We start from the raw sequence: 9,990 nt of genomic DNA, 5'->3' as shown, positions 1-9,990 counted from the left end.
CTGTAAACATCATAAACAAAAAAAGCAGCCTAGGGCTGCTTTTGTAGTAGCGAGTCCCGATGATTATCGGGAGAACTGCCGTCCCCCAGCTGGCGGATATGAGTCCTGCCCATGATTTACTTTTTCTCAATCATCTTCCAGATAAACTCTCTTCCTTTAGCTGACTTGAGTTGTTTTTCTCTCTTTAGAGCTTCCGATTTGTTGCTATGTTCCTCGGTGTAAATCACCTCCCAAGGTCGATACCTTACAGTATATCCTTTTTTAGCATAGATATTATGACTGTCAAGCCTATTAGCTAAGTCAGAAGTGTATCCGATGTAAATCTTATTGTGATTGGTACTATGCAAAACATAAACTGTAAACATCATAAACAAAAAAAGCAGCCCTAGGGCTGCTCTTGTAGTAGCGAGGAGCAGAATCGAACTGCCGACCTCAGGGTTATGAACCTAATTTTGGATGGTTTCTAATGAACCCTATTGGTCTAAAAATGCCCTTTATGTATGTTTAAAGGCACTTTTTTGTTTTTTAAGACTTGGATGGCGTCAGCTTAAACCGTAAATTGTTGTACTTATGTTGTACTAAAATTGGTTAGCGATGGCGTCCATAAAAGTAATTTTAAGAAAGACTAACAAACCCCGAAAAGATGGTAAGTGGCCACTGGCCCTTCGTGTTACCAAAGATAGAAAATCAAAATTTATTTGGCTGAAGCAATATATTGATGAGAAAGACTGGGATAGTCGGAACGGAACGGTAAAACGTTCTCATCCCAATTCAGTCAGACTCAATCATTTGATTGCTAAGAAAATAGCTGAACTCAACAACCTTATGCTGGAGATTGAAGATAAAGAGGAGAGTACGTCAATCGTAGATATAAGAAATGCACTCACTAAGAAAAAGCGCAAGAATGTAACATTCTTTGAGCTTGCTCAGGAGCGTTTGGATGATTACAAGAAGAGAAAAGTATTTACAGTTCATGATACTGACGAGGGTCGCATCAAGACCTTCAAAAAGTTTTTGGGAGGAAAGGACATTCACTTTCATGAGATCACTGTAGCACTATTGAAAAAGTTCAGGACATACCTTATAGCAGTTAATGGAAACTCCGAAAGAACGGTAGCTAATTATTACATTCTTATCCGTACCTTATTCAATCAGGCTTTGAAAGAGGGTATAGTGGAAAGAAAATACTACCCATTTGGAGGAGACGGAATATCTGTAAAATTGGGTGAGAGTGCCAAGATAGGCCTGAATGAAGAAGAACTAAAAACTTTGGAAAGCCTGCATTACGAAAAAACCTCTGCCAAATGGCATACGCTAAATGTATGGCTTACGTCTTTTTACTTTGCCGGTATTCGTATATCCGATGTGGTAAAACTCAGGTGGAGTGATATACCTGATGGCCGACTTTATTATAGAATGGATAAAAATCAGAAAAGGGTGTCACTCAAAATACCGGAAAAAGCCCAGCGAATTTTTGACCTTTATTTACCAGACAAGAGATCGGAGAACGATTTTATATTTCCTGATCTCAAAAAAGCAGACATCAGGAATAAGGAGGATGTCTACACTAAAGTAAAAACTGCGTCAAGACGATTTAATAGGTATCTAAAGAAAATTGCCAAGGATGCTGGGATAGCCAAAAACTTATCTAATCATATATCCAGGCATTCATTTGGAAACATTTCCGGTGATAAGATTCCCATCCCAATGCTTCAGAAACTATACCGACACTCAGATATCAAGACAACCATTGGTTATCAAAATAATTTCTTATACCAGGATGCTGATGACGCCTTGGATGCTGTGATTGGATTCTAAATACTTGGCATTTGTTAGTTTTTTATTTAAAACCCCTCACTAAAAAACTCCTCAAGGGAAACACCTAGAGCATTTACAACTCTTACGAGGCTACTAAAGCGCAGATCTTCACCTTTCTCATATCTCCAATATTGTGAGCGAGAGATGCCATGCTCAATGGCAAAAGTTTCATAATTCATGTGTCCCTTTTCTAATCTTAACTGCTTTATCCTTTTTGCCAGCTTGGCTATTTGCTCTTTTTTAGAATGATCTTCAGGTTCGTTCATCCTGTAAAAAAGCCACAAAATACATTCAAACGTTACTCCTAAAAGAGTACATCTAATTAGATGTGTTGAGTATGTTTACTTATCTTAGGTGTTAGGCAACAGAATGGTCAGACTATGGTTTTAAATGAAAAAGAGAAGTTAAAGTCAATATTGGCGAGGGTTACCCATGATATTTTAAGTCCTATTCATAGGATACAAGGACTTGCAAGATTGACCTCTAATGAATCAGACTTTGTAAAATGCAAAGAGTATGCACGAGTCCTCCTACAAACCACCGAGGATTTGGCGGGTCATGTAGAGGAACTTATGGCAGCATATTTTGAGGCTGATCAAACTTTAATAACCGTCAATTTAGAGAACACTGTACAAAAGATAATTAATCAACTTCAGCCTCCTGATGACGTTACTATTGAGGTTTTCAACCACTGTATAAGTGCATTTAAATGTCATGAAAGTAAGCTATTTTCTTTGCTCCAAAACTTGATAAGTAATAGTATAAAGCACAGGGATATCAAAAAAAGCAGGTGTCTCATACAGGTACAGTTTGATCAAGTAGATAGTGGAATAGTAATTACAGTATCAGATAATGGACCTGGAATTCCAGTCGAGCTACAGCAGAAAATTTTTCAGGTCGGGTTCAGAGCAAATTCTACAGCCGCTGGACATGGATTGGGCTTATTTATAGTTAAAAGTATAGTTGCAGAACTTTGCGGAAAGATTAGCATAGAGAGTACCACTGAGGGCAGTACCTTCTACATTAAACTTCCAAATGCGGGTGTTGAGAACATTACATGAGTTTGATTTTCAACCGTTTTGCTCAAAAATATTCCTCCTAATATCTTATCTTAATCTATGGAGGCAGGAAAATATGTATGAGCAATTACGGGTCTATCTTGACAGTTTTGTGAAATTAGACGATGAGGCTGCTCTAGAAATTGAAAAAAAATTTGTCAAGAAAAAATTCCCTAAAGGAAGCTTTCTAGCTCATGAGGGAGAAATCACAAGGGAAGTACATTTCATAATCAAAGGGTGTTGCCGCTTTTATCATGTTAAAGATGGAAGAACCGTCACTCACTGGTTCTCATTTGAGGACACCTTCACCACCTCACTTCGTAGTTTTACAACTCAAACGCCATCTGTAGAATACATCCAGGCTGTTGAAAATTGCACCGTGTTAAGTCTACAGTATGAGGAACTCAGTAAACTGTATGAGCAGTATCAACAATGGGAACGATTAGGAAGATTGGTCATGGAAGATTTTGGTCGCCAAATGCTAGATAGGTTAACGGCTCTCCAAACACTAACAGCAAAGCAGCGCTATATAATGCTACTTCAATGTGAACCTCGGATTATTCAAAGAATTCCGCTCAATCTTGTGTCCTCTTATTTAGGTATTACTGGGGAAACACTCAGCCGCGTACGCTCTGAAATAAGAATTTCCTGATTTTTTTTGATATATGTCAATAAAATGCTGGGTCACTAACACCGTATGAAACGGAATAATGTCAAAACAATTAAATTATTTGCCCAAAAATCAACAAAAATTATGTCTTGACAACAACACCCAAACCAGCATCTTTATGGAAAATTTCAATGCCTTCTACCGAATGCTCAATGGTGATCTCGGGCCTGTAACCAACACCATGACACGCCAGCACTATCTGGATTTTTTGAAAAAGCGTTTTCAGGACTATGACAGATATTTATCGATCAGTTTAATTAAAAAGAACGGAGCCTACCATATTAAAGAACAGCGAGAAACAAGTTTTTGTGAGATTCTACCTGTGTCTCAAGAAGAAAATCCACTAAAAGGAAATCATTCAGCTCTAAATTTTATTTGCCGTGAATTGGATATTTCAACAGGTGCTATTAGACAATGTTGCGTGGCTGAATATGAACAGTATGCCAGTTTAGAATTAATGGTATCTGACAAATATGAAAACCTGTCGGAGCATCAGGCAAAATTTTACTACTATCAAGTGTTTTGTGATGAGACGGTGGCTGAAATCAAAGAAAAGATGACCAACAGCATCTTGGAACAAAAGGAAAACCAGATCAAATCCTTCATTCAAAAATACCAGGCGCTTGTAAACGGATATGTACAAACCCTACTGCTTGATTTGATCCCATCACAGGAGCATAATTCACTTTTTCAATTATCCGAAAAGTACACTACCACAGATGTATATAAAATCATTTACCAGAGCCTGGATGATATTCTTCACTTTCTGGAAAAGTCTTTCGGAAAGTACCTTGATACATCGTTTCCGGTACCTTACAAGAGCAGGTTGCTGATTGCAGCCATGCACTCCAACAGGCTTAGTGAGGTGCTGAATCATCTTGAGTGGTCAAACTTAGATTATGTTTTGCATGACATTGTGATTACTCCATTTCATCGTTTGGGAAAACTGGAACCAATTACGATAACTTACCAACATCAGCAATATGATTTGGCATATTTGCAAGCATTTCACGAGGCAGTGGTTGATGAAAAACCGCTAGATCATAAAGGTGTGCTCATGATACTGTGGTGTATGAATTATAACTCGCTAAAATTTTTCAACTATCTCACAAGTCAAATCAGTAGAGAACTAAAGACCTTAGACAGTATAGGAGAAAAACTGGAGAAGTTATACTACTATCAAAAGTTAGGTAATCAATTGCCTATGAAGACAGAGTTCAGCTACAATTATCAACTCTTACCTCTCAAGAAACAAATGGCTATCTGGTTGCAGGAAGAAATTAGCTATCAGAAAAAGAAAGCCAAATACAGCCACTATGGATTTTTAGCCGAGATTGAGAATGATAAAAGACAACTTAAAATGTCAGTGGCTCAATTATCGTTATTTGTACGGGCTTTTTTTGAAACTGGTTTGGTAGACGGCACCAGACACGAATTATTGCAGTTTATCACTCGGCATTACCGCACTGATCAGCAGGAAACCATATCTTTTGGCAGTCTGAAAGGTAAGTACTACAAAGTGGATACAGGCACCAAACGAGCCGTTGGCCGTATGATGAAACGCATGCTTGCCCATATTGAGAACGCTGGGAAGGTCACTTAGAATTCATCCCTTTCCCTCAGCATATCAATACACCCATGCTCATCAAGCAAATTGAGCAGACTTACGAGACACCTGTAGCCGAACCCCTCAGTTTTTAACAGATCCGGTGCGCTGAATTCCAGCATCTCTTTCAGGTTATTGAACTCCATCCTGTGCATAAAATCGGCAAGTTCCTCTATGATCGGGAGTTGATCTACCGGTTTATACAAAATTTCAGGGTCCCTCGGGGGTGACTTTTCTGTCATTCCAAATGTGGTTATCTCTGTTTAAACCCAATATAAGAGGGTTCCTGTGAAGTATCAATAAAAAAGTTTTCAAAAAGATGATTTTCTAACCAACTGAAATACAGTAGGTTGCCTCTTGTCTTAGGGGTAACTGGGACCGGTGAAGGACTGTTTTCGCATAGAAATAAACCTTCACTTTACAGCCATAAACAGATCAAAGATGGCTGTATCAAATCAATATCACCATTCTGTAACCTTATCCACTCACTGGGTGAGTAGAGAAAACCTCAAACAGACCTTAAAGGGAATTGGCCTGTCGCAAAATGACCAGTTGATTTATAGCAGTCATCACTATCTGCCCAGCAGGGAAGTATTCTCGCTGCTAGAAAAACAATTAACTGCTAAGTGATGGAAATAATCGTTTTTGAAAAGGAAGCCTACCAACGTATGCACCGTGATTTGATGGGCATGTTTAAACAGGCATTAAAAGAAGCCAAAGAAGAAGCCCTGGCCAATGCCGATCCGGCCAATGACTGGCTTTCTACCGATGAAGCTAAAAAACTGCTCGGCATCCGCAGCAAAACCAAGCTGCAGGAACTGCGGGATATTGAAGCCATCAAGTTCACCAAACATGGCCGCATCATTCGCTACTCCAAAAAGAGTATCCTGGATTACCTGGAGCGCAATGTGCCCAGTTACTGATTGTAAACAGACTGTAAACAATGTAAACATGGCCTCATTGCAACAGCAGATAGATTTTATACAGAAAGAGCATGACCGTTGTAAACTGGTCTACGACTTTCTGCTTAGGGAATTCGGGCAGAAACATATTCATCTTTTTGATAAAGAAATTTCAGAGAAGGTTCAATTCTATCATCACGTGATAAAGTCCCTCAACGAGCTCAAAACACTTAAACCTGACCGGAATGGAAAAAACAGCTAATCAAAGACTTTATTTTGATTTTGGGGAGGTATTTCAAAATACCAAGTCGTTTATTGACCGGCACAACAGCAGGCAAACCCAACTCCCCCAAAAACTCAATGCCAACCACCGGGCCACAGCGGAGCTGATTATCCGACTATACCTCAAACAACTCAATAAAGCCGCACAGCTTGATCAACTTGATCCAGAAAATCTTCCCGGATTTAATACCTACAACGAAAGTCTGGCCAAGTGCAAAGGCTGTACTAAACGAACGATCATCAACCACCGGGAGCGTCTGGTAAATGCGGGGTTTATCAGAAAAGAACAACACTGCGGCCAGGGAGGCGTGGAAATCTGGATCAATCCGGAGGTGATGGGTACGGTGAAGTTATCCACTAGCTATGGGGATAACGTGATAAAAATTGGGCAGTTAGCCTCTCTTTTTTTAGACAAAGCGAAAAATTTTCACCCTTTAGTTCATGAACAACATGAACAAAAAAATAATAATAGCAAGGTGGATAATGTGGATAACGTGATAAAAGGTGTTCCCTACGGTCACGAGAGTGGCAAAGCCACAGGAACATCACATGAACAAGACAAGAACACGGAGGAAAATGCTAACCCTGCCTCAAAACGGCAAGAAAAAGCTCCTGAAAAGCTTTGTGAAGCTGAAAAACAGGAACAAAAGCCTGGGGCGGGGCGCATTTTCTTACTTTCTCTGATACGTCAGTTCTGGGCTTATGCCCGAAAAGTGCTTTATCCAGATTTAGTACTATCAGAGCCGGAAGAACGGGAAATTCTCAATCTCATCTGGGAGTCAGTATATGGTAAGCTGCATTGGCAAGCCAGTGAAAAAGACTGGCTCAACTACCAGGAAACGGCTTATAACAGGGTCAATATGGTAGCGCGCTGGCTGGCCAGAAGTCCCGGACACTGGATTCCCAAACCACACATCTACTTTCACCCCAATAATGAGCGAAACGGCTTCAAAAAGACCTGGCAGTGGTATGTAAGGCAGGAAACGCTCAAAATTGGAATCAGGAATCAGCTACTACTACAACAGGTGAAAGCCGAATGGCAACAACATAAGCAGGATAAGGGCCGATTCCAGCAAAAGACCCGTTTACAACTGTTCCGCATCCAACAGAAAAGACTGGCCAATTACCGGGACGAATCCTTGATGCGGGCCTATCAGCAATGTTTACAACGCTGTTTACATCTGGAAAAACTGAAATGTAAACAAGCCAATCATGCTTAGTGAACAAATGCAACGAGAAGCTCTTTCCAAGTGCATCGTTTGGTTCTACGATGGCAATGTCCGCACTTTTTATTCACTGGACAAGACCCACAAACGGGCAAAACCTAATCAGGCCCTGGGTATCCGTAGGCTAGAGAAAATGCTGATGGAAACTTTTAAAGGACAGTGGGAAACAGCGATCATTTACGAAAATAAAGCTAATGGTAATGAGCTGGCACGGTTTAAAAGAGGTGCAAGAGTTTAGCCAAAATTGGCATGACTGGACCGACTCTTGATGCGGTGTGAGAAAACTAGAAGACAATGGAAGAAAACATAAAAACAGGGCTATTTGAGCGATTTGAAGCCTTTCTCTACTCAAGAAAGTTCATCTTTATCGTAGTGATCGCTGGGACCATCCCCATGATCATGCACTCCCATCAGTTATTTTACAATGCATCGCCATTTCAGGGTAACGACCTGTGGAAAAACATTTATGCACTCTTCTATGCCATTAGCTTTGACCTGACTATCCTGGTGTTCACTATCCATGTGATCAAAAGAAAACCTGCGCTTTATGCCCTCTTCGTTTTCATCATCAACCTGCTTTATTACAATCCCTTTACATTTTTAGATTCTGAACTAATCACTGCATTCACGAAAGTATTTCTAGCCGGAGTGCTGGCGTTTACCGGCTACAGCTATGCCGAGCTATTTGTAGGAAAAGTAGCGGAAAACCAACGGTCAGAGAGAAAGAAGCTTGTTTACAAAACAAACAACAATCCTGTAAACGGACAGGGTAATCAGGATTTTAGATGTGGACAGTGTAGCAAAGGATTTCATTCTCAGAAAGCTTTGAACGGGCATATGAAGGTGCATTGACAATAACTTTAATGTATTTAAGCATTTGCTTAAACTTTTAATTTCTTACCTTCGTTATTTAAGTAGTTGCTTAAATAATAGAAGTATGACAAAATCATGTATCCGGGTATTTGCTGATGTAGCACAAATCAAGCAATGCAAAACCGAAATAGACCGAGTAGCGCCAACTATTGCCAGCATCGCCAGGGCCTTGAGCCTGTCAGGCAATGAAGTCCGGCTCAAAATCCTATATCTGCTTAGTAAGGAATCCCAACTGTGCCCTTGTGACCTAAGTGACATTTTGGGTATGACTGTACCAGCCATTTCGCAGCATTTGAAAAAACTGCGTGAGGGAGGACTTGTAGTGAGCGAAAAAGTAGGACAAACCGTGTTCTATTCACTGCACAAAGAGAATCTTAATGTAATCAATCCCATTTTAGACAGCCTTGTAATAACAGAACAAAAATCTACTGTGTCATGAATACAAGTAACCAACATTCCAAACAGTCAGCTATATCAACCAAAAGCGCGGGTGCCGGATTGCTGGCTGCTATAGTGGCTTCTCTGTGTTGTATCACCCCGGTATTTTCGCTGCTGGCGGGAATTGGTGGTATCGCAGCCACTTTTTCATGGATGGAGCCATTGAGGCCGTACTTAATTGTGCTGACAATTGGGGTATTAGCTTTCGCCTGGTATCAAAAACTGAAGCCAAGTACAAAGGAAGAAATTGACTGTGCTTGTGAGGAAGATGATAAACCCTCCTTCTGGCAATCTAAAAGGTTCTTAGGAATTGTAACGGTGTTTGCGGCTCTAATGCTCGCTTTTCCTGCGTATTCGCATATATTCTATTCAAAAAATGACAGTACTGGTGGTACTGTCGATAAAGAACAGACGCAAATCAAGTTTGCTGATTTTAAAATTAAAGGTATGACCTGCACAGGCTGTGAAGAGCATGTAAAACATGCGGTATTTGCTTTAGATGGTGTACAAGATGTATCTGCCTCATATAAAGACGCCAGCGCTCAGGTAAAATACGATGTATCATTAGTTGATGTAAACAAAATTACTGAGGTAATTAACAGCACGGGATATACGGTCACTGCTTCTAAAGTAAGCGATTGGAATGGACAGTCTAATGCTTTTCAGACTACAGAATTTCAAACTATAGAATTAACAGTCAAAGGAATGACCTGTTCGGGTTGCGAATCCCACATAACCCATGCAGTAGGTGAACTTGATGGAGTTGAAGAGGTGAAAGCATCATACGAAAAGGGTAATACCATTGTAAAGTTTGATCCAAGCCAAGTACGAAAAGACAAAATCGTAGAAGCGATCAACAAGACCGGATACAAAGTAGTCGAAAAGCCTAACAATCAATAAAATGGAAAAAGAAATCGTTTTACAATCCACCATCACCTGCCCAAACTGTGGGTACCAAAAAGAAGAGACCATGCCTACCGATGCATGCCAGTACTTCTATGAATGTGAGAATTGCCAAGAAGTAATCAAGCCCATAGGCGGTGATTGCTGCGTGTATTGCTCTTTTGGTACTGTCGCTTGCCCGCCTATTCAGGAAGGTGGAAAAAATAGTTGCTGC

Annotated in this window: 14 protein-coding genes; 11 read left to right on the top strand and 3 right to left on the bottom strand. The window is 40.3% G+C overall.

Annotated elements, in window-relative coordinates; translation table 11 throughout:
• Positions 1–116 precede the first annotated feature (116 nt).
• Entirely contained in the window at positions 117–368 is a 252-nt protein-coding gene (locus E1176_RS11965) for a GIY-YIG nuclease family protein (protein WP_246206016.1), read from the bottom strand.
• Positions 369–594: 226 nt separating this feature from the next.
• On the opposite strand from E1176_RS11965, the gene E1176_RS11960 reads away from it, so the two are divergent.
• Positions 595–1,818 carry a site-specific integrase gene (locus E1176_RS11960; protein ID WP_155210864.1) on the top strand — a complete coding sequence of 408 codons (1,224 nt, stop codon included), beginning with the start codon at positions 595–597 and terminating at the stop codon, positions 1,816–1,818.
• A 26-nt stretch (positions 1,819–1,844) separates the two neighbouring features.
• Here E1176_RS11960 and E1176_RS11955 read toward each other — a convergent pair whose 3' ends face one another.
• On the bottom strand, positions 1,845–2,084 hold the full coding sequence (locus tag E1176_RS11955; RefSeq protein WP_155210862.1) for a helix-turn-helix domain-containing protein: 240 nt from the start codon (positions 2,082–2,084) through the stop codon (positions 1,845–1,847).
• Positions 2,085–2,198: 114 nt separating this feature from the next.
• Between E1176_RS11955 and E1176_RS11950 the strand changes: the two genes are divergently transcribed.
• From E1176_RS11950 to E1176_RS11940, 3 genes are all read left to right on the top strand, one after another.
• On the top strand, positions 2,199–2,879 hold the full coding sequence (locus E1176_RS11950; RefSeq protein ID WP_155210860.1) for a sensor histidine kinase: 681 nt from the start codon (positions 2,199–2,201) through the stop codon (positions 2,877–2,879).
• 73 nt (positions 2,880–2,952) lie between these two features.
• The gene (locus E1176_RS11945) at positions 2,953–3,528 is read left to right on the top strand and encodes a Crp/Fnr family transcriptional regulator (RefSeq protein WP_185152772.1); all 576 of its coding nucleotides are present in this window, start codon (positions 2,953–2,955) and stop codon (positions 3,526–3,528) included.
• Between the two features lie 136 nt (positions 3,529–3,664).
• A complete protein-coding gene (locus tag E1176_RS11940; protein ID WP_155210856.1) occupies positions 3,665–5,149 on the top strand; it encodes a hypothetical protein in 1,485 nt (494 codons plus the stop codon).
• Here E1176_RS11940 and E1176_RS11935 read toward each other — a convergent pair.
• Positions 5,146–5,394 (bottom strand): hypothetical protein, encoded by a 249-nt coding sequence (locus E1176_RS11935; protein ID WP_155210854.1) that lies wholly within the window; start codon positions 5,392–5,394, stop codon positions 5,146–5,148. The genes E1176_RS11940 and E1176_RS11935 overlap by 4 nt on opposite strands.
• A gap of 387 nt (positions 5,395–5,781) precedes the next feature.
• Between E1176_RS11935 and E1176_RS11930 the strand changes: the two genes are divergently transcribed.
• The 7 genes from E1176_RS11930 to E1176_RS21100 all read left to right on the top strand — a co-directional run.
• Positions 5,782–6,075: a helix-turn-helix domain-containing protein gene (locus tag E1176_RS11930; RefSeq protein ID WP_155210853.1), complete on the top strand. Its 294-nt coding sequence runs from the start codon at positions 5,782–5,784 to the stop codon at positions 6,073–6,075.
• A gap of 224 nt (positions 6,076–6,299) precedes the next feature.
• Positions 6,300–7,556, top strand: a complete 1,257-nt coding sequence (locus tag E1176_RS11925; RefSeq protein ID WP_155210852.1) for a hypothetical protein — start codon at positions 6,300–6,302, stop codon at positions 7,554–7,556.
• On the top strand, positions 7,549–7,800 hold the full coding sequence (locus E1176_RS11920) for a hypothetical protein (RefSeq protein ID WP_155210851.1): 252 nt from the start codon (positions 7,549–7,551) through the stop codon (positions 7,798–7,800). Before E1176_RS11925 ends, E1176_RS11920 begins: the two co-directional genes overlap by 8 nt.
• A 56-nt stretch (positions 7,801–7,856) precedes the next feature.
• Positions 7,857–8,414 carry a C2H2-type zinc finger protein gene (locus E1176_RS11915; protein WP_155210850.1) on the top strand — a complete coding sequence of 186 codons (558 nt, stop codon included), beginning with the start codon at positions 7,857–7,859 and terminating at the stop codon, positions 8,412–8,414.
• A gap of 85 nt (positions 8,415–8,499) precedes the next feature.
• Positions 8,500–8,874: an ArsR/SmtB family transcription factor gene (locus E1176_RS11910; RefSeq protein ID WP_155210849.1), complete on the top strand. Its 375-nt coding sequence runs from the start codon at positions 8,500–8,502 to the stop codon at positions 8,872–8,874.
• A complete protein-coding gene (merTP, locus tag E1176_RS11905) occupies positions 8,871–9,773 on the top strand; it encodes a mercuric transport protein MerTP (protein WP_155210848.1) in 903 nt (300 codons plus the stop codon). The genes E1176_RS11910 and merTP overlap by 4 nt, the downstream gene beginning before the upstream one ends.
• 1 nt (position 9,774) lies before the next feature.
• A partial coding sequence (locus E1176_RS21100) for a GDCCVxC domain-containing (seleno)protein (RefSeq protein WP_155210846.1) occupies positions 9,775–9,990 on the top strand: 216 nt, incomplete at its 3' end.

It is taken from the genome of Fulvivirga aurantia (genome assembly GCF_009711475.1).
GTDB lineage: Bacteria > Bacteroidota > Bacteroidia > Cytophagales > Cyclobacteriaceae > Fulvivirga > Fulvivirga aurantia.
This window is presented reverse-complemented; position numbering and strand designations above follow the sequence as displayed.

What these genes read in the sequence shown, in the direction of transcription:
- E1176_RS11965 (WP_246206016.1), bottom strand. Translation starts at nt 368, where the DNA reads ATGATGTTTACAGTTTATGTTTTGCATAGTACCAATCACAATAAGATT.
- E1176_RS11960 (WP_155210864.1), top strand. Translation starts at nt 595, where the DNA reads ATGGCGTCCATAAAAGTAATTTTAAGAAAGACTAACAAACCCCGAAAA.
- E1176_RS11955 (WP_155210862.1), bottom strand. Translation starts at nt 2,084, where the DNA reads ATGAACGAACCTGAAGATCATTCTAAAAAAGAGCAAATAGCCAAGCTG.
- E1176_RS11950 (WP_155210860.1), top strand. Translation starts at nt 2,199, where the DNA reads ATGGTTTTAAATGAAAAAGAGAAGTTAAAGTCAATATTGGCGAGGGTT.
- E1176_RS11945 (WP_185152772.1), top strand. Translation starts at nt 2,953, where the DNA reads ATGTATGAGCAATTACGGGTCTATCTTGACAGTTTTGTGAAATTAGAC.
- E1176_RS11940 (WP_155210856.1), top strand. Translation starts at nt 3,665, where the DNA reads ATGGAAAATTTCAATGCCTTCTACCGAATGCTCAATGGTGATCTCGGG.
- E1176_RS11935 (WP_155210854.1), bottom strand. Translation starts at nt 5,394, where the DNA reads ATGACAGAAAAGTCACCCCCGAGGGACCCTGAAATTTTGTATAAACCG.
- E1176_RS11930 (WP_155210853.1), top strand. Translation starts at nt 5,782, where the DNA reads ATGGAAATAATCGTTTTTGAAAAGGAAGCCTACCAACGTATGCACCGT.
- E1176_RS11925 (WP_155210852.1), top strand. Translation starts at nt 6,300, where the DNA reads ATGGAAAAAACAGCTAATCAAAGACTTTATTTTGATTTTGGGGAGGTA.
- E1176_RS11920 (WP_155210851.1), top strand. Translation starts at nt 7,549, where the DNA reads ATGCTTAGTGAACAAATGCAACGAGAAGCTCTTTCCAAGTGCATCGTT.
- E1176_RS11915 (WP_155210850.1), top strand. Translation starts at nt 7,857, where the DNA reads ATGGAAGAAAACATAAAAACAGGGCTATTTGAGCGATTTGAAGCCTTT.
- E1176_RS11910 (WP_155210849.1), top strand. Translation starts at nt 8,500, where the DNA reads ATGACAAAATCATGTATCCGGGTATTTGCTGATGTAGCACAAATCAAG.
- merTP (WP_155210848.1), top strand. Translation starts at nt 8,871, where the DNA reads ATGAATACAAGTAACCAACATTCCAAACAGTCAGCTATATCAACCAAA.